Source organism: Dyadobacter sp., from assembly GCF_051859145.1.
Lineage (GTDB): Bacteria > Bacteroidota > Bacteroidia > Cytophagales > Spirosomataceae > Dyadobacter.
Genome location: NZ_JBHYGF010000525.1, coordinates 1 through 1,945, shown reverse-complemented (window position 1 = coordinate 1,945; position 1,945 = coordinate 1). Strand labels below are relative to the sequence as shown.

General features: G+C 48.7%; 4 protein-coding genes. 1 reads left to right on the top strand and 3 read right to left on the bottom strand.

Going from position 1 to position 1,945, the window contains the following annotated elements:
• The coding region (locus tag ACTIE6_RS23345) for a hypothetical protein (RefSeq protein WP_439558924.1) at positions 1–349 on the bottom strand (349 nt) is incomplete at its 3' end.
• A 69-nt stretch (positions 350–418) separates the two neighbouring features.
• Entirely contained in the window at positions 419–1,012 is a 594-nt protein-coding gene (locus tag ACTIE6_RS23340; RefSeq protein ID WP_439558923.1) for an RNA polymerase sigma factor, read from the bottom strand.
• Positions 1,013–1,153: 141 nt separating this feature from the next.
• Between ACTIE6_RS23340 and ACTIE6_RS23335 the strand changes: the two genes are divergently transcribed.
• A complete protein-coding gene (locus tag ACTIE6_RS23335) occupies positions 1,154–1,651 on the top strand; it encodes a DUF1579 domain-containing protein (protein WP_439558922.1) in 498 nt (165 codons plus the stop codon).
• A gap of 21 nt (positions 1,652–1,672) precedes the next feature.
• Here ACTIE6_RS23335 and ACTIE6_RS23330 read toward each other — a convergent pair whose 3' ends face one another.
• On the bottom strand, positions 1,673–1,918 hold the full coding sequence (locus ACTIE6_RS23330) for a hypothetical protein (protein WP_439558921.1): 246 nt from the start codon (positions 1,916–1,918) through the stop codon (positions 1,673–1,675).
• Positions 1,919–1,945: the final 27 nt, after the last annotated feature.

Here is a 1,945-nt window from a genome sequence, read left to right as displayed (position 1 = left end):
TTTCTTTCAGGCTGTTTTGCGCATTGTACCAGATTCCCAAACCAGTGAGCACGAGCATTGCAGCGGCAGCAAATCGCAGCCAGTTCAGGCGTATTACTTTTTTCTCAGGAGCGGCTTGCTGGCTGGCTGCATTCAGGATCGCGTTCAGCATTGCATTGCTTTTTTCTTCTGGAAAAAGCGTCTCGTTGCCGGTCTGTTCCATGAAGTTGGTTTTGAAATAATCTTCTAAAAGTGCATCATACCGTCCGGCGCGAACCAGGTCCATAAGTTCCTGTGTCTCTTCCCGAGAGGCATTCCCGTGATAGTAGCGGTCAATCAGGTACTGCAACCTGCGTTCGGTAAGATCCATTTTCAGTTGATTGTCAAACTTCACCAACAGGACAAACCGGGCAAGCGAAAAGGGGCTATTGAAATGGAATTATTTTGAGAAAAAATAATGAGCTGCCAAAAGGAAGCTTATTATCAATTTGTTACGGATATGTGAAGAAATGGATTCGGTTGCGATCTGAAGATATTTCTTCACGGTCTCCTTTGAAATATTCATCTGCGCGGCAACCTCCGCGTAGGAAAGGCGCTGGTGGCGGCTCAGCAGGTACACCTGTTTCTGCTGCGGCGGCAGGAGGTCTATAGCCTCGTCGATTAGCAGGTAACGGTGGTCTTCCTCCATGGTATCTGCTACTGTGAAATGCTCTGAATGCAGATCCAGATCCACAATCCGGGCGCTTTCGCTGGCCGCTTTTTTAAGACAATTCAATGCGGCGTTTTTGGAGATTACATAGAGGTATACCGGAAAATTATCCACCTCGGCGAGCAGTTCTTTGTTGAGCCAAATTTTAAGAAAAACATCCTGTACCACCTCCGCTGCCAGCTCTTCTGACCTGGTAATGCGGTAGATATGCATCCCAAGTCGCTGGTGATAATGATTAAAAAGGGTTGCAAAAGCACGCTCGTCACCCTCGGCCACCCGACGCAAAACTTCGCTTTCCCGATGCATAGCAGTGAGGTAGGGCATTTTGGTAAATGGGCGTAAGGTTTGATGAAAATAGGTTAGTGGCGGAAGTTAAGAAAGAGCTTGTATTTTCCATTCTACTGCTAAGTATTTGTGCGGCTTATATGCTTATTTTTGTTTTGAAAAATGATATAAACAGCCAATATGAGCAAGTCCAAATTCGAGATCTCACTGGAATCCGGCATTCACCAGCACATCCATGCAATGGTCGGGAAGTGGGAGGGTGTTACCAAAACCTGGTTTGAGCCCGGCGTACTCGCCGACGAATCACCTATGTCGGGCAGTATCGAGCCTATCCTCGGCGGGAGGTTCCTGTTGTACCAGTACGAGGGTACTTTGACCGGCAAGCCGTTTGAAGGTTCAGCGACAATCGGGTACGACATTGGCAATGAAAAATTCCAGGTTGCCTGGGTGGACAGCTTTCATATGGGAACTGCGATCATGCTTTCGGAAGGCAGCTCAATCGAGCACGGGTTTTCAGTGCTGGGCGCTTATGGCGGACCGGGTATCCCGGTTCCCTGGGGCTGGCGCACGGTGGTGCAACTCCACGAACCCGACCAGCTTACCATTTCCGCATACAATATCTCACCCGAAGGCCAGGAAGATATAGCGACTGAAACAGTGTACCGGCGGGTTGGCTAAGCCGCAGAAATTTGTCTTTGTTTATACAAGAAGCACTGCCTGATTGTCCAGCGTTTCACCTTTGTTGAGCTGATCAATGCTTTTCAGGGTGACCTGCGCGATTTCAGACAGTGCTTCTTCGGTAAAAAACGCCTGGTGCGCGGTTACAAGCACATTCGGGAAGCTCATCAGCCGCTGAATGGTATCGTCTTCGATAATGCTGCCCGACAGATCCTTGAAAAACAGTTTGTCTTCCTGTTCGTACACGTCAATGCCGAGGTAAGCCACGTGCTAGTTTTTTAAAGCCTGGATCAC